At 43.8% G+C, this 22,157-nt stretch carries 21 protein-coding genes; 5 read left to right on the top strand and 16 right to left on the bottom strand.

Annotated features, from left to right (window positions below):
• Nucleotides 1-5 precede the first annotated feature (5 nt).
• The 9 genes from CBP12_RS00525 to CBP12_RS00485 form a co-directional block, all read right to left on the bottom strand.
• Nucleotides 6-1,136, bottom strand: a complete 1,131-nt coding sequence (locus CBP12_RS00525; RefSeq protein WP_086961945.1) for a DegT/DnrJ/EryC1/StrS family aminotransferase — start codon at nt 1,134-1,136, stop codon at nt 6-8.
• Between the two features lie 9 nt (nt 1,137-1,145).
• Nucleotides 1,146-1,565 carry a MaoC family dehydratase gene (locus CBP12_RS00520; RefSeq protein ID WP_198341824.1) on the bottom strand — a complete coding sequence of 140 codons (420 nt, stop codon included), beginning with the start codon at nt 1,563-1,565 and terminating at the stop codon, nt 1,146-1,148.
• Nucleotides 1,562-2,299, bottom strand: coding sequence for an N-acetyltransferase (locus CBP12_RS00515; RefSeq protein ID WP_086961943.1), 738 nt, complete (start codon nt 2,297-2,299; stop codon nt 1,562-1,564). The genes CBP12_RS00520 and CBP12_RS00515 overlap by 4 nt, the downstream gene beginning before the upstream one ends.
• Complete coding sequence (locus tag CBP12_RS00510; RefSeq protein WP_086961941.1) at nt 2,296-2,691, bottom strand: sugar 3,4-ketoisomerase; 396 nt, start codon at nt 2,689-2,691, stop codon at nt 2,296-2,298. The genes CBP12_RS00515 and CBP12_RS00510 overlap by 4 nt, the downstream gene beginning before the upstream one ends.
• Entirely contained in the window at nt 2,688-3,239 is a 552-nt protein-coding gene (gene rfbC, locus CBP12_RS00505; RefSeq protein ID WP_086961939.1) for a dTDP-4-dehydrorhamnose 3,5-epimerase, read from the bottom strand. Before rfbC ends, CBP12_RS00510 begins: the two co-directional genes overlap by 4 nt.
• A 1-nt stretch (nt 3,240) precedes the next feature.
• Complete coding sequence (gene rfbA / locus CBP12_RS00500; RefSeq protein WP_086965242.1) at nt 3,241-4,128, bottom strand: glucose-1-phosphate thymidylyltransferase RfbA; 888 nt, start codon at nt 4,126-4,128, stop codon at nt 3,241-3,243.
• 11 nt (nt 4,129-4,139) lie between these two features.
• On the bottom strand, nt 4,140-5,051 hold the full coding sequence (gene rfbD / locus CBP12_RS00495; RefSeq protein WP_086961937.1) for a dTDP-4-dehydrorhamnose reductase: 912 nt from the start codon (nt 5,049-5,051) through the stop codon (nt 4,140-4,142).
• A complete protein-coding gene (locus tag CBP12_RS00490) occupies nt 5,051-6,358 on the bottom strand; it encodes a GDP-mannose 4,6-dehydratase (RefSeq protein WP_086961934.1) in 1,308 nt (435 codons plus the stop codon). Before CBP12_RS00490 ends, rfbD begins: the two co-directional genes overlap by 1 nt.
• A gap of 77 nt (nt 6,359-6,435) precedes the next feature.
• Nucleotides 6,436-7,242 (bottom strand): Wzz/FepE/Etk N-terminal domain-containing protein, encoded by an 807-nt coding sequence (locus CBP12_RS00485; protein ID WP_086961932.1) that lies wholly within the window; start codon nt 7,240-7,242, stop codon nt 6,436-6,438.
• 884 nt (nt 7,243-8,126) lie between these two features.
• Here CBP12_RS00485 and CBP12_RS00480 point away from each other — a divergent pair.
• The 3 genes from CBP12_RS00480 (at nt 8,127) to CBP12_RS00470 (ending at nt 10,296) form a co-directional block, all read left to right on the top strand.
• A complete protein-coding gene (locus CBP12_RS00480) occupies nt 8,127-8,765 on the top strand; it encodes an HAD family hydrolase (protein ID WP_198341823.1) in 639 nt (212 codons plus the stop codon).
• Nucleotides 8,758-9,390 carry a glycosyltransferase family protein gene (locus CBP12_RS00475; protein WP_086961930.1) on the top strand — a complete coding sequence of 211 codons (633 nt, stop codon included), beginning with the start codon at nt 8,758-8,760 and terminating at the stop codon, nt 9,388-9,390. The genes CBP12_RS00480 and CBP12_RS00475 overlap by 8 nt, the downstream gene beginning before the upstream one ends.
• A gap of 153 nt (nt 9,391-9,543) precedes the next feature.
• Complete coding sequence (locus CBP12_RS00470; protein ID WP_086961928.1) at nt 9,544-10,296, top strand: glycosyltransferase family 2 protein; 753 nt, start codon at nt 9,544-9,546, stop codon at nt 10,294-10,296.
• Nucleotides 10,297-12,082: 1,786 nt separating this feature from the next.
• Here the strand turns inward: CBP12_RS00470 and CBP12_RS00455 are convergent.
• The gene (locus tag CBP12_RS00455) at nt 12,083-12,376 is read right to left on the bottom strand and encodes a GIY-YIG nuclease family protein (protein WP_086961921.1); all 294 of its coding nucleotides are present in this window, start codon (nt 12,374-12,376) and stop codon (nt 12,083-12,085) included.
• An 81-nt stretch (nt 12,377-12,457) separates the two neighbouring features.
• On the opposite strand from CBP12_RS00455, the gene CBP12_RS00450 reads away from it, so the two are divergent.
• On the top strand, nt 12,458-12,823 hold the full coding sequence (locus tag CBP12_RS00450; protein WP_157420015.1) for a hypothetical protein: 366 nt from the start codon (nt 12,458-12,460) through the stop codon (nt 12,821-12,823).
• Between the two features lie 276 nt (nt 12,824-13,099).
• Here CBP12_RS00450 and CBP12_RS00445 read toward each other — a convergent pair whose 3' ends face one another.
• The 5 genes from CBP12_RS00445 to tesB form a co-directional block, all read right to left on the bottom strand.
• A complete protein-coding gene (locus CBP12_RS00445; protein ID WP_086961917.1) occupies nt 13,100-14,341 on the bottom strand; it encodes a CDP-glycerol glycerophosphotransferase family protein in 1,242 nt (413 codons plus the stop codon).
• Nucleotides 14,338-15,390 carry an NAD-dependent epimerase/dehydratase family protein gene (locus CBP12_RS00440; protein ID WP_086961915.1) on the bottom strand — a complete coding sequence of 351 codons (1,053 nt, stop codon included), beginning with the start codon at nt 15,388-15,390 and terminating at the stop codon, nt 14,338-14,340. The genes CBP12_RS00445 and CBP12_RS00440 overlap by 4 nt, the downstream gene beginning before the upstream one ends.
• A gap of 5 nt (nt 15,391-15,395) precedes the next feature.
• A complete protein-coding gene (locus tag CBP12_RS00435) occupies nt 15,396-16,127 on the bottom strand; it encodes an IspD/TarI family cytidylyltransferase (protein ID WP_086961913.1) in 732 nt (243 codons plus the stop codon).
• A 475-nt stretch (nt 16,128-16,602) separates the two neighbouring features.
• Entirely contained in the window at nt 16,603-17,274 is a 672-nt protein-coding gene (ung, locus tag CBP12_RS00430) for a uracil-DNA glycosylase (RefSeq protein WP_198341873.1), read from the bottom strand.
• 365 nt (nt 17,275-17,639) lie between these two features.
• Complete coding sequence (gene tesB / locus CBP12_RS00425; RefSeq protein WP_086961909.1) at nt 17,640-18,512, bottom strand: acyl-CoA thioesterase II; 873 nt, start codon at nt 18,510-18,512, stop codon at nt 17,640-17,642.
• An 803-nt stretch (nt 18,513-19,315) separates the two neighbouring features.
• On the opposite strand from tesB, the gene CBP12_RS00420 reads away from it, so the two are divergent.
• The gene (locus CBP12_RS00420; protein ID WP_086961907.1) at nt 19,316-20,464 is read left to right on the top strand and encodes a GNAT family N-acetyltransferase; all 1,149 of its coding nucleotides are present in this window, start codon (nt 19,316-19,318) and stop codon (nt 20,462-20,464) included.
• A 282-nt stretch (nt 20,465-20,746) separates the two neighbouring features.
• Here the strand turns inward: CBP12_RS00420 and CBP12_RS00415 are convergent, their stop codons facing one another.
• Nucleotides 20,747-21,346: a DUF938 domain-containing protein gene (locus tag CBP12_RS00415; RefSeq protein ID WP_086961904.1), complete on the bottom strand. Its 600-nt coding sequence runs from the start codon at nt 21,344-21,346 to the stop codon at nt 20,747-20,749.
• Nucleotides 21,347-22,157: the final 811 nt, after the last annotated feature.

The raw sequence follows: 22,157 nt of genomic DNA, 5'->3' as shown, positions 1-22,157 counted from the left end.
TAATTTTAAATTTTGAATGTATTTATGGCTGTAATCACTTTTTTGACTTCATCCATCGTAATAGTCGGCCCCATCGGCAAGCTCATCACCTGCTGATGAATCATTTCTGATACCGGATAACTATCCATATTCCACTCTTTATAAGCCTGTTGCTGATGCGGTGGAATTGGGTAGTGGATTAAGGTTTGAATGCCATGCTCTAGCAAGTGCTTTTGCAGAGCCTCGCGCTGCTCGCAGCGGATGACGAACACATGCCAGACGTGAGAGTGTTGAGTGTTGAGTGTTGAGTGTTGAGTTGGCAAAACGATTGCTGGATTGGTGATGCCTTTTAGATAAGCTACGGCGACTTTTCTTCTGTGTGCTATTTCTGTATCTAGGTGTGTTAGCTTGACGCTGAGCATGGCGGCTTGAATTTCATCTAGCCGGCTATTCACACCTTGGAAAAGATTTTTGTATTTCTCGTGTGAGCCATAATTACGTAATGCACGCAGGGTTGCTGCTAGCTCATCGTCGTTGGTAGTTACTGCGCCGGCATCGCCTAAGGCACCGAGGTTTTTGCCTGGGTAAAAACTAAAGCCACTGGCATCGCCCCAGTTACCGGCTTTTTTGCTCTTTCCTTTATCATCAATAGCGCTGGCACCGTGGGCTTGGGCGGAGTCTTCTAGCACCAATAAATTATGATTCTTGGCAATAGCCATAATGGCTGGCATATCGGCTAATTGGCCATATAAGTGCACGGGTAAAATGGCACGGGTTTTAGTGGTAATTGCAGCTTCTGTTTGTTTCGGGCATAGATTGTAAGTGGCTAAATCTGGCTCCACGAGCACTGGCACCAAATCGTTAGCGCTAATAGCTAAAATACTGGCAATGTAGGTGTTGGACGGCACTATGACTTCGTCGCCGTCTTTGAGCTTGCCCAATTTTTTCCACGCGCGCAGGGTGAGAATAAGTGCATCAAGGCCATTAGCCACACCAATCGCGTGCTTAGTGCCGCAGTAGCTGGCGAACGCTTGTTCAAATTGTGTGAGTTCATTACCTGCGATATACCAACCAGAGTCGATAACACGGGTGCAGGCTTCTATAAGCTCATCACGGTATTGGGCGTTGATGGCTTTTAAATCTAGGAAAGGGATCATTTTATATACCTAGGGAATAAATATTTCGGCTGTACCAGTTGTTACGGGTTTTCCTTTAACCGTACACACTGTTTCAAACGTTACACGCTTTTTAAGAACATCAACTGCGGTAACAGTTACTTTAGCAATCACCGTGTCACCTAAATAAACTGGTCTTTTAAATTGCAAATTCTGACCTGCATATACACAGCCTTCGCCAGGTAGCTTTGTTCCGAAAATTGCAGAAAAAAAGCTAGCTGTTAATAAACCATGTGCAATTCTATCTTTAAACCTAGAGTCTTTTGCATATTCCTCACTTAAGTGCACAGGATTATGATCACCAGAAACACCTGCAAAAGCTTTTACATCAGCATCTGTAATTGTCTGACTATAGGATGCTGTCATACCAACTTTAATTTCTTCTATAGCGAATGATTTTTTTATATTCACAATTCACTCATCCATTGTTTAACCAGCTCTTCTGGATAGCCTCGATGAAAGTGCTTGCGCCATGGGTATGCACTTCCACTTTTGTCATGCAGTTTTATTTTCGCGGTGGAACATATTTTTTTAGCAGGTGAGCCAGCATAAATCATATCTTCTTCTGTAATACCCTTAATAGAAGAATGAGCACCAACTAGGCAGCCTCGGCTAATTATTGCACCTGGTAAAATCACACTCATAGTTGCAATAACAGCAAAATCTTTAACTGTTACACCAAGCAATGTATCACTTGGCGGATGCGGGTCATTTGTTAGTACGACATAAGGAAAAATCCATACATAATTACCAATTTTACTTTTCTGACCTATATGCACGTTACTATGAAAACGAACATAATCACCAATTTCACAATGCCCTTGTAAATCAGATAGCGTTCCTATTTGTAAATTTTTACCGGCTTTTATTTTTTCGCGTACAGTCACACGATGACCTGTAACTAATGACTCTAAGAACACTGAGCCCTCATAAAAGATACTGTGAGATCTAATATGTGAATTTGAGCCTATATATAATATTTCACCACCCGACAGATGATTTGATACGCCTATTTCACAAAACGCTTCAATTACTGTATTTTCAGCAATTTCAACATTATCGTAAATAATTGTATAGGCACCTATCTTAACGTTAGCACCAACTATTGCTTTATTAGACACTATTGCGGTTGGGTGGATACTCATAAACACCTCAGAAATTCTTCATAATCACGAATATAATCAGTTTCATCATAATGTTCGCTGGCTAGCACTAGCAGTACACAGTCTTCACTGAAATCATGCATTTCTCGCCACACCAAATCGCCTATTAATAAACCTTTAGTTGGAGAGTCTAACCAAACGTCTTCGCGAGTTTTGCCATCATCAAGCACCATACGGCATTTACCGGTGACACATACTGCTACTTGCTTAAGGTTATGGTGGGCATGAAAGCCTCTTGCTACACCGGCTTGAGTATTGAAGATGTAATAGACACGCTTGATATCGAAAGGCACTGTATTATCAGCTTCTAAAGCCACTAATGAACCGCGCTCATCACCTAGTGGGGGGAAATTAATAAACTCTAATAAGCTCATAATTTCTCCTGCATCGCTTGGTTGAAAGAAAGCGCATCTTTATCTTTTTGACTAACATGAGGCTTAATAGAAGTAGGCCATTTAATAGCTAATTCGTGATCGCTCCATAAAATGGTTCTTTCGTAAGCTGGGGCATAGTAATTGGTGGTTTTATATAAAAATTCTGCACTGTCACTCAACGTTATGAAGCCATGGGCAAAGCCTTCAGGTATCCATAATTGACGTTTGTTTTCAGCCGATAGATTCGCTCCTACCCACTGGCCAAAAGTAGGTGAGCTGTTACGAATATCTACAGCAACGTCAAATACTTCACCCTGTACTACTCTTACCAGTTTGCCTTGTGCGTAAGGTGCAAGTTGATAGTGCAGCCCGCGCAGTACCCCTTTGCTTGAACGAGAGTGATTATCTTGTACAAAGCTAACCGCCTGGCCTACAGACTGTTCAAATTGCTGCTGATTGAAGCTCTCATAAAAAAAACCTCGATCGTCACCGAATATTTTAGGCTCAAAAATCAGCACATCAGGAATAGCTGTATTAATAACATTCATTTTAACCTCTGTATCCTGGTTTAATTAAGTTGAACAAATACTGGCCGTAAGCATTCTTAGCTAAAGGTTGTGCCAACTTTTGTACTTGATCAGCATTGATGAAACCTTTGCGATAGGCTATTTCCTCTGGGCAGGCTACTTTTAAGCCTTGGCGCTGCTCTATGGTCTGAATAAAAGTACCCGCTTCCATTAAGCTGTCGTGAGTTCCCGTATCAAGCCATGCATAACCGCGGCCCATGGTGGTGACCGACAACTGCTTGCGCTCTAAATAGACTTTATTCACATCGGTTATTTCTAGCTCACCCCGGTGCGATGGCTTAATGCTTTTCGCAATGTTAATCACCTGATTGTCGTAAAAATACAAGCCGGTGACCGCATAGTTGCTCTTGGGCTCACTGGGCTTTTCTTCTAAGCTGAGCGCTTGGCCTTGTGCATTAAAGTCCACTACTCCATATCGTTCAGGATCTTGCACATGATAGGCAAACACAGTAGCGCCTGAGGTTTGGCGGCCAGCTTGCTCTAGCTCTTGTTGCAGGTTATGGCCAAAGAAGATGTTATCGCCAAGCACTAATGCACAGTCATCGTTACCAATAAAGTCTTCACCAATAATAAAAGCCTGAGCTAAGCCATCTGGACTTGGCTGCACAGCATATTTTAGGTTCAATCCCCATTGGCTGCCATCGCCTAATAGTTGTTCAAAGCGCGGCGTATCTTGCGGCGTGCTAATAATTAAAATGTCTTTAATGCCAGCCAGCATTAGCGTGCACAATGGATAATAAATCATCGGCTTATCATAAACCGGCAGCAGTTGTTTACTCACCGTCATGGTAACAGGATATAACCGGGTGCCCGAACCGCCCGCTAAAATAATACCTTTACGCGTGCTCATTTGTTGCTGCTTCAAGAGTTCTGCTCCAATATTTCAGTTAGCATGCGGCTTACACCTTGCTGCCAAGGCGGTAATCTGAGATTAAATGCTGTACGTAATTTTTCGGTATTTAACCGCGAGTTAAGAGGCCGCGAGGCCGGTGTTGGATACTCAACAGTACTAATTGCATTTAGATTATTGAGCTTAAGCGTTACCCCATGGTTTCTTGCTTCTTTAAACACCAAAGCCGCATAGTCATGCCAGTTGGTTTCGCCGCTAGCTGCCAAGTGGTAAATGCCGGCCAAGCTTTGGGCTTGCGCAGAGCCTGAGCTCATCACAATACGAACGGCGTGAGCGGTACAATCGGCGATTAAATCAGCTCCAGTGGGCGCCCCAACTTGATCGTTTATTACGCTCAAGGCGTCGCGCTCTTTAGCTAAACGCAACATGATTTTTGCGAAGTTATTGCCGCGGCTGCCGTACACCCAGCTGGTACGGAAGATAAGATATTGTTTACAATTTTGAGTAATAAAGTTTTCGCCAGCCAGCTTAGTAGCGCCATACACACTCAAAGGTGCACTAATATCATCTTCTTGCCAAGGGCTAGCCCCCTCGCCATTAAAGACATAATCGGTGGAGTAGTGGATCAGCCACGCACCCAGCTTGTTGGCCTCAATAGCAATAACGGCCAAGATATCGGCATTAACTTGACGCGCCTGTATAGGCTCACTTTCGGCTTTATCGACTGCCGTATAGGCGGCAGCATTAACAATAACATCAGGCTTAAGGCTACGTATGGTATTGGCAAGCGCTTCTGGTTGAGTTAAGTCACCACAGTAATCTGCTGAGTGTCTATCCAGAGCAGTGACAGTGCCCAAAGGTGCAAGAGCACGTTGCAACTCCCAGCCCACTTGGCCATTTTTTCCCAGTAATAAGATGTGCATTATTCGCCACCATACTGCTGGCTGATCCAGTTTTGATAAACCCCACTTTGTACGTTGCTCACCCAGTCTTGATTATCTAAATACCACTGCACGGTTTTGCGGATACCGGACTCGAAGGTTTCTTGGGGTTTCCAACCTAGTTCGCGCTCGATTTTGCTAGCGTCTATGGCATAGCGGCGGTCGTGGCCAGGTCTATCACTGACGTAAGTGATGAGTTTTGAGTGTTGAGCGTTGAGTTGTTCTTCAGTGTTGAGTGTTTCTTCAGTGTTGAGTGTTGAGTGCTTAGTGTTGAGTGAAGTACTTGACGAAGACATTGGAGCTAGTTCATCTAGAATTTTACAGATGGTTTGTACTACTTCTAGGTTGGTTTTTTCGTTATGGCCGCCGATGTTGTAGGTCTCTCCCACTTCGCCTTCAGTCACTACTTTGTAAAGCGCGCGGGCATGATCTTCTACATATAGCCAGTCGCGAATTTGGTCGCCTTTGCCGTAAATCGGTAATGGTTTGCCTTCTAGTGCATTTAAAATCACTAATGGGATCAGCTTTTCTGGAAAATGATAGGGCCCGTAGTTGTTTGAGCAGTTGGTAATCAACGTCGGAAAACCATAAGTGCGTAACCAAGCACGGACTAAATGATCGGAACTGGCTTTGCTTGCCGAGTAAGGGCTGCTGGGAGCGTAAGCGGTAGTCTCAGTAAAAAGAGGAAGCGGAGCTTCCGCAGTATTAAGTTGTGAGTGTTGAGTTATGAGTGATTGATCTTTTAACTCACCACTCAACACTAAACACTCATCACTTTCTTTCAACTCACCACTTAACATTGAACACTCAACATTTTCCTTCGACTCATCACTCACCACTAAACACTCAACACTATCACTCGGGTGCGGTAGATCGCCATACACTTCGTCGGTACTGATGTGGTGAAACTTGAACGCTGTTTTGCGTTCAGTATTCAGCTCGTTCCAATAGGCTCTGGCAGCTTCTAGTAAGTTGTAGGTACCTACTATATTGGTTTGGATGAATTCAGCTGGGCCATCTATTGATCTGTCTACATGGCTTTCTGCTGCTAGGTGCATTACCGCATCCGGCTTATGTGTGGCAAATACACGGTCTAATTCAGCACGGTTACAAATATCAACTTGTTCGAAAGCATAGCGTTCGCTATTGCTCACTTCGATTAAGTTTTCTAAGTTACCGGCGTAGGTGAGTTTGTCTAAGTTAACTACGCTGTCATGTGTATTAGTAATAATATGCCGAATAACAGCAGACCCGATGAAACCGGCGCCACCGGTTACTAGAATTTTCATAAGTTAATATTTTCCAAAATTTATTTTACACAATAATATATCTGTAACTTCCAACATCAAAATAATGAAATTAAATTTTATTTATTATCTGTTTTTAGACTAGTGCACACCTGAGAAGAAAACTCGCGAATAAATACCGAAATTACAGCTAACATGCACCCCAGCACTAATGCCAGTGCCATTATAAGTGACTTGCTCGTCCCTTTAGGTTTCAAGCTTTGGCTAGTTTCAGTTACAATTTTACCGGGAATAAAATCACTAATTTTTGACTCTATTTCGCTAGCGTCAATCATTAAGCTGGCTGCAATTTCGCCGGATTTATTTGAATTATTAGCTAACACAAATTCTAGCTGCTGTTTAGCGGCCTCTAAGCGCTGCTGCAATAAGATAATGCGTTGCTCGCTCTGCTCATCTTGTTCGGCTTTTAGCTGCAGCGCTATGGCATGGTGCAAAGTGGCCACAAGTTCTTTATCTTCTGGCTGCGCTTTACTGGTCAGCGTAATAAGTTGGGTATCTTTAGGGCTGCTCACTTGCACGCTAAATGGTAGATTTTCTAGCTGCTTTTCGTTTTGTAAGGCACGGATTTGTTCAGGTAAATAAATGGCGTTAATTTTCGACTGTAGGCTTTCTGCAGACTCAAGCGGTGTATCTGCGTTAAGCCTAGCGCTGCTGTAAATAGTAACGTAGTCATATTGCTGGGGCAGTGTAAGCGCATAAGCAAAACCGGCTAGCACGATTGCTATAAACACTAGCGCCATTAGCCTCCAGCGCTTAACCAGCGTGCTTGCCAAATCCACTAAGGAGATTTCGTCATCTTTATAGGGGTAAGCAGGTAAAGGCTGTGCAAACTGGGCATCGCGCTGTTGAGGAGTTTTGTCCGTCACTGTTAGGGTAATCCTTTGGTAAATATTGCTTTTATAAGTAAGATGTAGATTTTTGGCACGCTACCGCCCATGAGGCTTCGCCGGCTAATCCCCTTGGCTGGTGTATTATTGGGCTTTTTTTTGCGTGCCCGTTGGATTTTTTTGGTGCGTAAGTTTACGAGATTTTAGCCTGAGTTGAAAGGTAGAGAGGGAAGAGTTTGTGGATACAGCTCACAAGAAAACGCAAACCTAGCAATCCAAAGCCATTAGTTGCCGCCTTGCTATAGGTTTAGCAGAGAGCTCATAGCCACTACTTGCCAATTTATTGCTCTTCTTAATACCTACTTGGGTTAGTGAGCTTTAGCTAATTAATGCGCTTCTTAATCGGACAAGACTTTTAACAATTTTTAAAAGTCTTTGTTGTGATTGCTCATTTAGCGAACAGAATAAACTGTTGCAGTGTAAGACAGCAAAATATTACGTCAAAACGGCTAGTTAGTTTATTTTATTTCTTATAGGGTGACTTTTCTCGCTTTTAAGGAGAGTTATATAGTTTATTTAACTTTTACAAAGACGCCATCATTATCGACTCGTATGAATCTTAAATTATTAATAAACATATAAAATACAATATATTAGCGACAACAAATAACGACCACTCTTGTCACACACATGTTTACTTTTTTGCTGATTACTCACTATTTGTTAATTGGCGGATGGAAATTACTATTCTATGTAGATAGAGTGTTTGCTCTATCTACATAGTAAAGAGAGTAGCTTCTATTAACTAGAGTAAGTTAGATCATAATAAGCACAAATTTATAAGTAAAAACTAATATTAATTTACAACTAACAACAATAAAAATTAAGCGAGTTAACAATTTTAATAAAGCACAGGACTGTTTATGAATAGTGGTTTAATTAAATCAATTGTTTTTGACATGGACGGCGTGCTAATTGATGCACAAGACTGGCACTATGATGCGTTTAACGATGCATTAGCATTGTTTGGGCTTAACATTAGCCGAGAAGAGCATCTCTCTACTTTTGATGGTCTTTCTACGGCCCAAAAACTTAATATTCTTAGCCAAACTAAAAGCTTGCCTACTTCTTTACATGATTTTATAAATGAAATGAAGCAGTCCATTACCATGGATATCGTTCATAAGCTTTGTCATCCACTGCCCCACCACCTTGATGCGGTGGCGCGCTTGCAAAGCGATGGTTATCGGTTAGCTGTGGCGTCTAACTCTATTCGGCGCACCATTGAAGTGATGATGGAGCGAGCACAGCTCGCACCTTTTATGGAATTTTATTTATCAAATCAAGATGTCGTTAATCCCAAACCTGACTCAGAGATTTATTTAAAAGCGATTGCCCAGCTTGGCTTACCCCCTAGTAGCGTACTCATAGTAGAAGACAGTGACATTGGTTTTCGCGCCGCGAAAGGCTCTGGCGCTCATGTTTTTAAAGTGAATTCGGTGTACGACGTTACCTACGACAACATTAAAAACTACATTAAAGGACTTGAAAGTAATGCTTAATATTATTGTATTAGTAAGCAAAGAGGATCTGGCTGCGTTATCAGCCGTGAATCTGTACGAGGAGTGCTTAGGTGATATCAATGACTCGCTATTTGCTGAGCAAGCTAAAAAAAGTTTACTCTCAGTCACTAGCTCAAGAAAAATTATTTTTGTAACTACAAAATATGAAGCCGCAGACTATTGTTTAGCAGATACTTTTAATCAGCTGGATCATTCTGCAGTGGTATGTGAATTGCACGATGAGACTAAAGGACCTATTTTTTCTGCTCTTATGTCGTTAGATAATCTCGATCTTGATAAGCCATTAATTATTATAAATTTTTGCCAAATTGGTGATATTAAGGCATTGACTGATAAACATCTTAAGCTAGATGCAGCTAAATTTAGCGCAGAAAACTCCTCAAAAAATAGTTATTACTTTTCTACAGCCTCGTTATTTGTAGATGCCGCTAAAGACGTGATCCGCAAAAAATATAATTCAGAGCAACCACTGGACTTAGCAGAGATGTTAACCACCTCTACGCTTGCTAATAAACGCCTTAAGCATGTGGAGGTTCCCTTTGATAGACGCAACCCACAAGCCGCCATGCATAATATAATCATAGATAATACGGTGAATGGTTAAAGTAATTGGGATGAGGGAATAGTGATTAGGAAATAAGGAACAGGGAACAGGGAACAGGGAACAGGGAACAGGGAACAGGGAACAGGGAACAGGGAACAGGGAACAGGGAACAGGGAACAGTTTAAAATTTAAATTATTTGAATGGAAGTAGTAATGCTTAATATTGTAATACCTATGGCGGGCAGTGGTAGCCGTTTTTTAGCTGCGGGATTTAAAGAGCCTAAGCCATTAATTGACGTGCTTGGCAAAAAAATGATTGAATTGGTGATTAATAACTTAAAGCCTAATACTCCTCATAAGTTTATTTTTATATGTCAAAATGAACATATTGAAAAATATAACCTTACAGAAACTTTCACTAATATTTGTGATAACTTTGAAATGATAGGTATTGATGGCATTACCGAAGGCGCGGCTATTACGGTGTTAAAAGCCCGAGCGTTAATAGATAATGAATCCCCACTCATGATTGCTAACTCAGATCAATGGTTAGATATGGACATTAACGCTTACCTTGCTGATTTTGCAAGTAGAGATCTCACTGGTGGCATGGTCACTATGAAAGCGTCAGATCCTAAATGGTCTTATGCCAAGCAAGATAATGCGGGCTATGTAACAGAGGTGATTGAGAAAGTGGTGGTCTCTGATGAAGCGACGGTGGGAGTGTATAACTTTGCCCAAGGTCATTACTTTTGTAAGTATGCCGATTATATGATTGAGCATGATATTAGAAGTAAAGGCGAGTTTTATGTGGCACCCGTGTTTAGCTTTATGGCCAATGATAAACATAAAATTGGCGTTTATAACATAGGTGCCGAAAGGAATGGCATGTATGGCTTAGGTATCCCCAGTGATTTAGCCTTATTTAAAGAGCTTGAAATAGCCAAAGTCGCTACCGCTTTTTAGTGTGTTAGCTAATAGCCTAACTACATAACGTCATACCGCGCTTGCTCCGGTATCTCGCTCTTTAATTTTAAAAACTAAACCTAGATCCTGACGTGCGTCAGGATGACGGAAGTGAGCAGTCATACCGCGCTCGCCGCGGTATCTCGCTCTTTATTTTAAAAACTAAACGAGATCCTGACGTTCGTCAGGATGACGGAGGATTCGTCATACCGCGCTTGCCGCGGTATCTCGCTCTTTGTTTTAAACAACTAAACGAGATCCTGACTTTCGTCAGGATGACGAAAGTAACCAGTCATACCGCGCTCGCCGCGGTATCTCGCTCTTTAATTTTAATGACTAAACCTAGATCCTGACTTTCGTCAGGATGACGGAAGTGAGCAGTCATGCCGCGCTCGCCGCGGTATCTCGCTCTTTATTTTAAAAACTAAACGAGATCCTGACTTTCGTCAGGATGACGGAGGATTCGTCATACCGCGCTTGCCGCGGTATCTCGCTCTTTGGTTTTTAAAGACTAAACAAGATCCTGACTTTTATTAGGATGACGAAAGTGACCAGTCATACCGCGCTCGCCGCGGTATCTCGCTCTTTGTTTTAAACAACTAAACGAGATCCTGACTTTCGTCAGGATGACGAAAGTGACCAGTCATACCGCGCTCGCCGCGGTATCTCGCTCTTTAATTTTAAACAACTAAACGAGATCCTGACTTTCGTCAGGATGACGGGTGAACATAAGATCCTAATGTTCATCAGGAAGACGGAAGTGAGCAGTCATACCGCGCTCGCCGCGGTATCTCGCTCTTTGTTTTAAAGACTAAACAAGATCCTGACTTTTATTAGGATGACGAAAGTGACCAGTCATACCGCGCTTGCCGCGGTATCTCGCTCTTTGTTTTAAACAACTAAACGAGATCCTGACTTTCGTCAGGATGACGAAAGTGACCAGTCATACCGCGCTTGCTGCGATATCTCGCTCTTTATTTTAAAGACTAAACCTAGATCCTGACTTTCGTCAGGATGACGGTAGAGATTGAGATCCTGATGTACATCAGGACGACGGCAAAAACCCACAACCCCTCGTCATATCGCGCTTGCTCCGGTATCTGCACTATCGTCACGCCGCGGTATCTGCCCTATCGTCATACCGCGCTTGCCGCGGTATCTCGCTCTTTGTTTTAAAGACTAACCCAAGATCCTGACTTTCGTCAGGATGACGGTAGAGATTGAGATCCTGATGTACATCAGGACGACGGCAAAAACCAACAACCCCCCGTCATACGCACTCGCTCCGGTATCTGCCCTATTGTCATACCGCGCTTGCTGCGATATCTCGCTCTTTGTTTTAAAGACTAACCCAAGATCCTGACTTTCGTCAGGATGACGGAAGTGAGCAGTCATGCCGCACATGCATCAGTATCTTCCCTACCGTCATACTGCACTCACTCCGGTATCTGCACTATCGTCATACCGCGCTTGCCGCGGTATCTCGCTCTTTGTTTTAAAGACTAACCCAAAATCCTGACTTTCGTCAGGATGACGGTAGAGATTGAGATCCTGATGTACATCAGGACGACGGCAAAAACCAACAACCCCCCGTCATACGCACTCGCTCCGGTATCTGCCCTATTGTCATACCGCGCTTGCCGCGGTATCTCGCTCTTTGTTTTAAGGCTAAACGAGATCCTGATGTTCATCAGGATGACGGCCGAAGAAGAGATCCTGACGTTCGTCAGGATGACGGCGGAGACTCGTCATACCGGACTTGTTCCGCTACCTCGCTCTTTATTTACTATCCGCAAATATCTTCCCAAAGATCTCGCCACTGCGGATTGGTCTGCTCTATAAGATCGACTTTCCACGCTCTATTCCAATTTTTAAGTTGTTTTTCTCGCGTTATGGCTAAATACATATCATCAAACACTTCAAAATAAACCAATTTATGTAAATTATAGCGCGCGGTAAAACCAGAAACTTGGTGGTTCTTATGCTGCCAGATACGTTGTATAAGTTGGCTCGTAACCCCAATATAAAGCACACCTTGAGGCTTATTAGTCAGCAGATATATAGTGGGTGATTTAGTCATAACCATACTCATGATTAAGTTATAGGTATGAGTATAGTTGCAGCTAATAAGTAAGTATTTATTGGGTGGAGCTATTTACTTTTGAAAGAGATCCTGACGTGCGTCAGGATGACGGGAGAGATTGAGATCCTGACTTTCGTCAGGATGACGGAAGTGAGCAGTCATACCGCGCTCGCCGCGGTATCTTTCCTGTCGTCTTGCCGCGGTATCTCGCTCTTTGTTTTAAAAACTAAACGAGATCCTGACGTTCGTCAGGATGACGAAAGTAACCAGTCATACCGCGCTTGCCGCGGTATCTCGTTCTTTGTTTTAAAGACTAAACAAGATCCTGACGTGCGCGAGGATGACGAAAGTGACCAGTCATACCGCGCTTGCCGCGGTATCTCGCTCTTTGTTTTAAAGACTAAACAAGATCCTGACTTTCGTCAGGATGACGGTATAGATTGAGATCCTGATTTTCATCAAGATGACGGTAGAGATTGAGATCCTGACGTGCGTCAGGATGACGGGAGAGATTGAGATTCTGGCGTGCGCGAGGATGACGGCTGAAACCCAGATCCTGGCGTGCGTCAGGATGACAGCATGATCTAAGATCTGCGTTAAGATGGCGACATAATTAGTGACTTGTTGAATTTTCAGTGTGTATAAAAAAGGCCGAGATATGCTCGGCCTTTTTTAGTCACTGTGTTTAATTTTTAGTCACTATTCCTCAATCACCCGCCATTAGCGATTCGTCTCTTGGCTGGCTGCAAGGCGGCTGTTGGCGGTGATAGATATTTGCTGACCCTTTATCACTTTTTTGATTTTTCCAGCAACCACGGTGCTGGCTTGGCCTTTATCATATAATTTAACTTTGTCGTAAAATACTGCCAAATTAGCCAGATATTGCGGTTGATTAAAGGCATACAAGGCGTTAATTAAACCTTGGGTATCAGTAGCAAAATCAAAAGGCTGCTGTTGCATGGTGAAGTAAAAGCCTCTTTCATCGACGTAACTTTCTACATCCGAGGCATAGATAAAGGTCGGGATTTCTGCCATGCCTGAGTCGAACATGCAGCTTGAGTAATCAGTGACTAGCATGTCGGAGCCTAAAATCAGTTCTTGCATATCAGGAAAGCGCGAAGCATTGATAATTTGTTTATCGGGGAAAATTTCCGCTACACTTTCACTGTCTATATTGGGGTGCAAGCGTACTAGCATTACCCAGTTTTCGTCATACTTGTGCTCAAGTGCCGCTTTAACTTGTAATAAGTCGATGTCGTAGGCAGTAAAGTTATTATTATCTCTAAAGGTAGGCGCATAAAGCAGAATTTTGCTGGTCGCTGGTAATTGAAACTCGGCTCTTACCTTTTCTTTAAAAGGCGTTTTATCAGCAAACAAAATATCGTTTTTTGGCGAACCGCATTCTAAAATATCGCCGTTATACCAAAAGGCGTTTTTAAAGATATGTGATAAATGGCCAGAGTTAGAAATAAATAAATTAGCTAAGCGAGAATCGCGCTTAGCCATTTTAACGTATTTGCTGCACAGTTCAGTGTCGGCTTCTACTTTTTTAAGCCCTAAGCCACCGTGCCAAGTTTGAATATAAAACTGACTCTTACGCTTATAAAGATGATATTTTAAACGGCTATTATCAACCCATACCTTAGCGGTCATCATTTCATAGATAAATTGAATGCTACCATAGCGTACTCGGCGCACCTTATCTGGCATCACCGCATGATCCATATTGTATCTATCTAGCATCCACACAATATCGTAGTCTTGATCTTGCTTTAATAGCGCTTCGACTATGTATTTTCCGTTATCACCATAGCCTTTACCATAGTTACTATTAAATACGATTTTATTTTTTTTAAGAGGCGCAAAATAAAATAATAGTGAAAAAAAGCGATCGTAACCAATACGAATCAGATGATAAAGGCGATCTTTAAGCATGCCTTTATCAATGTTTAATACACTCACGAGCGAGTCTCCATGCCAAAGGCAGTTAATGTTCTAGTTAAGCCATCAGCTAAAGCGACCTGTGGGCCCCAGCCTAAGTGTTCAATCTTGGTAGTATCAAGTGCGGTACGGCCAAAGTTAGCATAGCCAGCTTGATGCTGAGGAATATCAATGACTACGCCTTTATCTTTGTTAGCAATTTTTTGTAACAAGTGAGCTAAGTCAATAATGCGGATCGTCTCTTGCTCATTAGCCAGGTTATAGGCATGGCTTGGCTCGCCCTGTAGCATCACTCTAAATATACCCGAGACGGCATCGGTAATATAACAAAATGCGCGCTCGGCTTCTCCTGTGCTTTTAAGCACAATATCGCGGGCATGAACGGCATCGTTAATAAGATCAGACATCACTCGACCGTCGCCCTCGATTTGCATACCCGGGCCATAACTGTGGGCAATTCGCAGACTATTAAAGTTAATGTGGTGTTGCGTGTAATAGGCCATTAGCAGTGCTTCCGCTAAGCGTTTACTTTCTGGGTAGCAATCTCGCGCATTAAGCGGATCGAGCGTACCCATATCTTGTTCATTAATAAACGCTTTACCTTCTACTTTGCCATACACTTCGCGAGTGGAGGCAAACACCACATTTTTTGTGTTACTACGGCGCGCCAATTCTAAGGCATTTTGTGTACCTTGCACGTTGGCATTAATAATACCAACCGGATCATTAACTATATAATAAGGACTGGCAGCACCAGCAGCATGAAAAATATAATCCACAGTATCAGGATAGTTAATGGGCGCACATACATCTTGTACTAACCATTCTACATTTTTTTGGTTGCCATAGACTTGTGCTAACCTGTCTTGATTGCGCGCTAACAAGAGTATTTTTATATTAAGATTTAGCTCGGCATTTAAATATAATAATGTAAAACCAACATAAGAGGCGAGCATACCGGTAGCACCGGTGATTAACACGGTTTTATCTTTAAGCTCATGCCAAGGAATAGCTTGCTGGGTTAGCTCAGCTATATCTTGTTGAACTTGCGGGTGCTGATAGTTAATCATTTTACTTAGCCTCCAAATATTTGGCTGTTTTCTCGAGACTCTACAATGGCGCGAAACATAAAGTAATCGGTAGGTGTGGTTATTTTTATATTTTCTACCGGACCTTCTACTAAGGTTACGTTAAAACCGTAATCCGTCATTAAGGTGCAAGAGTCAATAGAGTTAGTTACACCCTCCGCCATTGCCTTACGGTGAGTGGCAATAATATCTTTTAGTTTAAAACTCTGCGGCGCTTTAGCTAAGCGAGAATGTTTTCTGGCGGGCACTTCTTCTACTACCATGTCATCATTAACCACCACAAAGGTTTCAATAGTGGGAGAGGTAGTAATGGCATTACCGCTAAGATTCACTTCTTTAATATTTTCAGAAATAATGTGTTCGTTAATTAATGGGCGCACGCCATCATGGATAAGTACAGTGGTGTTTTCTGGAAAATGCTTTTCTACGCTTTCTAAGGCATTAAAGATAGAAAGCTGGCCCGTATCGCCGCCTGGCACTACGTCTACCACTTTAGTCAGCTGATATTTGGCGATCAGCTCTTTCATATAGTTCATCCACTCACCGACGATGGCAATCACAATGCCATCTATGTCTGGATGCTTCTCAAATAGCTCTAAAGTATAAATAATGATTGGCTTACCGTGTAGCTCTAAAAACTGCTTAGGCTTATCTTTGGAATTCATGCGAGTGCCTACGCCGCCTGCAAATATAATGCCTACGTTTTTATCTTTATTCATAATTATTTTACCAGCTATTCCTTAGTAAATATTGGTATTTATATTAGTAATAAGTTACTTGCCAATTTTTTTAAAATACTAACTGGCAATAAAATATTTTATATCATTACTCTAACGAGTATTTTTAGCTAAAGGCCGTTACCCAATACCTTAAGCTGATGCTCAAACAAGACAATAGCTGCTTAAGACATTGATTAATGCCTTAGCTAATAATCGGCATTACCATTTATGCTATTAGCAGTAGGTAAGGCATTGTTTCAGCATTCTTTTAAATTAGTATTTAAGCAATGTGTCATATTATAAAAATATCAAAATTAAGGATATGCCACATTAGGTTGGCGTTAGTCTACGGGAATAGAGGTGGCTTTAAAAGCGACCCGCAGCCAGTGCGCGACCCGCATTGTCGTGCTATGCAAGGTTTCAAATGAAACACTATTGACAAGCCTTGCTTTACATTAGCTTACGTTTAAGAGCGTTAAGGATGCAGGCTAAGCTGCCAACGGATGGGCGCCTGATTTTGTTGGCTTAGCAACTGGTTAGTCTTAGAAAAGTGTTGGCAGCCAAAAAAGCCGCGATACGCCGATAATGGGCTGGGATGAGCAGCTGTTAAAATATGATGGCGCTGGCTATCTAATAGCGCGCCTTTTTTCTTGGCATGAGCACCCCACAATAAAAAAATTATTCCCGAGCCTTGTTCATTAAGAGTGTGCATTACTTTATCAGTAAAGGTTTCCCAGCCAAGCTTAGCGTGACAATGTGCCTTGCCTTGTTCTACTGTAAGCACCGTGTTAAGCATTAACACGCCCTGCTCAGCCCATTCTTTTAAGTAGCCGTGCTTAGGCGCGATAAAACCCGCAATATCTGTACTGAGCTCTTTATACATATTTCTGAGTGATGGCGGTATTAAAACGCCAGGCTTTACCGAAAAACTTAAGCCATGAGCTTGATTGGGGCCGTGATACGGGTCTTGGCCAAGGATGACTACTTTTACTTTATTTAGGGGAGTGAGGGTAAAGGCACTGAACACCTCTGCAGCCGGCGGATAAATGACTTTACCCGCTTGGCGCTCTTGCTCGACAAAATCGAGAGTCTGGCGCAGATAAGGCTTTTGCTGTTCTTGTTCGATAAGTTGTTGCCAAGTTTTGATCATTGAAATCCTTAGAAATCAGAGATATAGAATTTTGCCACGGAATACACGGAAGAGGTTTTATTGGCAACAGAAAAGTCACTGTGTTTTCTGTTGCGCCGTCATCCTGACGCAGGTCAGGATCTCGAATTGACCGTTATACGCCTTACGCTAACCGCGGTACGAAAATACTAAACTAGCAATAATTAAGCTAAGGTTTTTAGCCACGGAATATAGGGAGTTGCACGGAAATTAGAGTAAATAGACCCTTTTTGTATTAGACCTTACAAGTTATGTGCATTTTGTCCTTGGTCCGTGGTGTTCCGTGTATTTCGTGGCAAAGACGATTTAGTTTTTAAACTTATTTTTAACTCAGCATTCAACAATTACAACTCAACACTGCCAGCTCGTGGTCGGATAATGCCCTCTTGCATGGTGCTAGCGACCAGCACACCATCGCGCGTGTAACAGCGACCTTGTACTAATCCTCGGCCACTGCTGGTTCTTGGGCTTTCCATGACATATAACAGCCAGTCATCAAAACGAAAATCTTGATGAAACCACATGGAGTGATCAATGGTAGCCACTTGTAACTCTCGCTCCCAATAAGAGCGGCCATGAGGCATCAGTGAGGTAGGCAAGAAGTTAAAATCGGCAGCATAGGCTAATAAATATTTATGAACGCTGGGGTCATTGGGTAACTCACCATTGGCTTTTAGCCAGATGTAGCGCAGTGGCTCGGCTTTTTCTGGTGCTATGGGGTTAACGTAATTGACTTGGCGCATTAAGATAGGCTTAGGGCTTAGCCATTTTTCTCGAAGCTTAGGCGGTAAATGACTGGCCAGCGCTTTTATATGCTCACTTTCCTCTATTAATCCCTCAGGTCCTGCAACTTCTGGCATCGCCGTTTGATGCTCAAAGCCGACAATCGGCGCTTGAAAAGATGCCATCATATAAAAAATCGGCTTGCCCTGTTGCAGCGCTTTGATGCGCCGAGTGGAGGTGGTTTTGCCATCGCGAATAGTTTCTACATCATAAATAATGGCTTTATTTACATCACCTGGGCGTAAAAAATAAGAATGAAAGGAATGCGCTTGGCGATCAGCCGGCAAGGTATAGTTAGCGGCTGCCAAAGCTTGGCCCATCACCTGACCACCAAATACGGCGCCAAAGCCTAAGTCGCTACTTTGCCCACGATACAAGCCTTCATCTAGTTGCTCTAGCGCCAGCAACGCTAACAGCTCGTCTAATGCTTGCATGCTTCTTCCCCCCTTTTTTAGATTATCGCTACAAGTTAACAAAAACCTTCGACCAGTATAAAGAGATAACGCCTAAATATTTTTCGCCACGGAATACACGGAAGAATACGGAAGAAATTTTATTGGTAACAGAAAGGTCACTGTGCTTTCTGTTACGCCGTCTTCCTGATGAACATTAGGATCTTATGTTCACCCGTCATTCTGATGAATATCAGGATCTGGTTTTAGTGACGAGAGCGAGATACCGGAGCAAGTCCGGTATGACGAAATTATGAGATGCCGAGTCAAGCTCGGGATGACGACGATGTGATTTTAGCCGTCATCCTGACGAAAGTCAGGGTCTTATGTTCACCCGTTATCCTGATGAACATCAGGATCTGGTTTTAGTGACGAGAGCGAGATACCGGAGCAAGTCCGGTATGACGAAATTATGAGATACCGAGTCAAGCTCGGGATGACGACGATGTGGTTTTAGCCGTCATCCTGATGAACATTAGGATCTTATGTTCACCCGTCATCCTGATGAACATCAGGATCTGGTTTTAGTGACGAGAGCGAGATACCGGAGCAAGTCCGGTATGACGAAATTATGAGATGCCGAGTCAAGCTCGGGATGACGACGATGTGGTTTTAGCCGTCATCCTGATGAACATCAGGGTCTTATGTTCACCCGTCATCCTAATAAGACTTCAGTATTTTTCGATCTTAGGTAAGCTCAATTCTCCCTGTTCTTTGGTGCTGCTCGCAGTAAAGAGCTGTGGCAAAACTTTTAGGTCTCCCTCTTACTGATAAAGCAGGTTGCTATGCCTTCCCCCGAATTGATTTTTATTCCCGCTATTTCTCAAATTGATGCCAAACACTGGGATGCGCTGTTTACCGACGGCTACCCCTTTACTCGCCACGGTTTTTTGCAGGCGCTAGAGCAAGGCGCTAGCGTAGGAAAAAACACCGGCTGGCTAGTGCAGCATGCCTGCCTTTATCAGGAGGGTCGGCTGATTGCCGCTATGCCCTGCTATATCAAGACTCACTCCTATGGAGAATACCTGTTCGACTGGGCCTTTGCCGAGGCCTACCAGCACCACCAGTTGGACTACTACCCCAAACTGGTCTGTGCTATCCCCTTTACGCCCGCTGCCGGTCCCAGACTAGGGCTGTCACCCGGTTATCAACCGGTACAGGTGATGCCTTGGTTTGAACAAGGCCTGCTTACTCTAAGCGAGCGTATCGGCGCCAGCGGCTACCAATGTTTATTTTGCGAGCCCAGTCTAGAAGTGGCGTTACAACGCCAGAATTGGCAACGACGGGTCAATGTGCAGTTTCATTGGTTAAACAGAAGCTATAGCCATATGGACGATTTTCTTGCTCGGTTTAGCTCCCGCAAACGCAAGAACCTACTAAAAGAGCGGGCTCGAGTGCACAACAGCGGCGTCCGTTTTACCACCCTCAGCGGCGATGCGCTGACTCCCAAAGTCTGGCAACAGTTCTACCGATTTTATCGGCGGACCTACCAAAAACGGGCGGGCCACAATGGTTACCTTACCCAGAAAACACTGTTGCTATGGGGCGAACACTGCCGAGATCACTGCGTGTTGTTTGCAGCTTGGAAAGATCAGACCATGGTGGCTGGCGCGCTGTGTTTTCGCTCACATAACACCCTCTATGGTCGTTACTGGGGCTGCGAGCAGGAACTGGAATTTCTGCATTTTGAGGCCTGCTATTATCAGGGCATTGAATACTGTATCGAGCATGGCCTAACCCGCTTCGACGCCGGAGCTCAGGGTGAGCACAAGCTGCAACGCGGCTTTGAGCCTCGCCTTTGTTATGGCTACTTTAAGCTATTTGAGCGGGGCTTTAATGACGCCATTACCGATTACTGCCAACGGGAAGAACAGCAGATGCAACATTATCAGGCACAATGCCAACAACAGCTGCCATTTAAGCATGAGAAGTGAGAAATTGGGATTAGGGATTAGATTAGGGACTAGGGGTTAGGAAGCGAGGATTGCCAAGATTCCAGCTTGGTTTTAAGCCGTCGTCCTGACGCACGTCTGGATCAGGAATAGATAGCTATACGCCTTACGCTAACCGCGGTACGAAAATGCTAAACCCGAGTCTGTTTTAACGTATAGCGTACAGCGTTAAACGTATCGCCTTGTTGTAGCCGTCTTTCTGAACTTGATTCAGTATCGGCATAACGGCAAGGAAAGCCCATCAATTATTGGGCTACCAGCGCCCTATTGCTGATAATTAAACACCAGCAGCCGGTTGTTGGCGGGCATGGCATGATCCGCCTGAAGAGTTAAGCCGTGCCGCTCGGCAAACATGGTCACATCGGCAATATCCCGAATTCCCATATGGGAAGCTTGGCTGCGCAGCATAGCGTCAAAGGCCTGATTGCTTGGGCTGGTAAAGCGACCTTCATAATTGAAAGGACCATAGATACAGACTATTGCTCCTGGTGCCAGCACCCTTTTCAACCCAGCAAACATGGCCTTAACCTCAGGCCAGGCCATAATATGCAGGGTATTGGCGGTAAATACGCCCTGATACTGCCCCGCTGGCCAGTGTGGCAGGCTTACATCCAGCACCAGCGGCGACAGCAAATTGGGCAGAGCCGCTTCGTTAAACCAGAGCGACATGCCGGGGATATTCTCGATCCGGTCGCTCGGCTGCCACTGCAGATGGGGCAGGCTCTCGGCAAAAAACACCCCGTGCTGGCCAGTGCCACTGCCTATTTCCAACACGGTAGCTGGCCGATCAAACACCCGCGCCAGCATTGCAAGAAGCGGCCGTTTGTTGTTTTCACAGGCTTGAGAAAAAGGCTTGTTAGCCATCAATATATTTCCTTTATCTGGTGCACTATGACGTTATGATACCTGAGCGAAACCAGTATGGCGCACTTCAGCCGCTATCCGGTTGCACGTTAGGATCTCGAAAAGACAGCTATATACCTTACGCCAACCGCGGTGCGAAAAAGCTAAATCCGAGTCTGTTTTAACGTATAGCGTACGCCGTACAGCGTTAAACGTATCGCCTTGTTGTAGCCGTCTTCCTGATGAACATCAGGATCTTATGTTCATCCGTCATCCTGATGCACATCAGGATCTTTTAAGGCTCGGAGTTGTCTGCAGGAGATACCGGAGCAAGTCCGGTATGACGAAATTACGAGATACCGAAGCCGTCATGCTGAACTTGATTCAGTACCGGTATGACGACGAGGTGGTTTTAGCCGTCATCCTGATGCACATCAGGATCTTTTAAGGCTCGGAGTTGTCTGCAGGAAATACCGGAGCAAGTCCGGTATGACGAAATTACGAGATACCGAAGCCGTCATGCTGAACTTGATTCAGTACCGGTATGACGACGAGGTGGTTTTAGCGGTCATCCTGATGCACATCAGGATCTTTTAAGGCTCGGAGTTGTCTGCAGGAGATATCGGAGCAAGTCCGGTATGACGAAATTACGAGATACCGAAGCCGTCATGCTGAACTTGATTCAGTACCGGTATGACGGCATAAAGACAAGAGCAAGTACGAAAAAGCTAAACTCGCGTTTGCTTTAACGTACGGCGTATGACGTACAGTGTTAAACGACTCGCCTTATTTTAAAAAAACGCCGAGCTTGTGGCTCGGCGTTGGGGTTTAG

This window comes from Oceanisphaera avium, assembly GCF_002157875.1.
GTDB lineage: Bacteria > Pseudomonadota > Gammaproteobacteria > Enterobacterales > Aeromonadaceae > Oceanimonas > Oceanimonas avium.
The sequence above is the reverse complement of the archived record's forward strand: the minus strand, read 5'-3'. Positions and strand labels throughout refer to the sequence as shown.